Source organism: Pseudomonas yangonensis, assembly GCF_009932725.1.
Classification (GTDB): domain Bacteria; phylum Pseudomonadota; class Gammaproteobacteria; order Pseudomonadales; family Pseudomonadaceae; genus Aquipseudomonas; species Aquipseudomonas yangonensis.
The window spans coordinates 1-226 of record NZ_BLJU01000254.1 but is presented as its reverse complement, the minus strand read 5'-3'; the positions used below and the strand labels follow the sequence as shown (position 1 = coordinate 226).

The window sequence follows — 226 nt, the reverse complement described above, 5'->3', positions numbered from 1 at the left end:
CCTTGACCTGTTCAGCATCGGCGGCGTTGGCCGGATCGCTGTGGGCGGTTTTGCATTGGTCGATGACGGCTTCGAATGAACGAAGGAACAGGTCATCGTTCGCTTCCAGAATCTCTATATGCGCATGACTGATGTAGAGGCCGCCGAGTGCTGCGCCGATCAGGAAGGGCAGGGACCACGACCAGAGCAGGGCGACCAGATAGCGGCCAGTGCGGAAGGAAACGGT

1 protein-coding gene is annotated in these 226 nt (G+C 59.3%); it reads right to left on the bottom strand.

The window, feature by feature from the left end:
* A partial coding sequence (locus GYB81_RS24235; protein ID WP_161898033.1) for a hypothetical protein occupies positions 1-226 on the bottom strand: 226 nt, incomplete at both ends.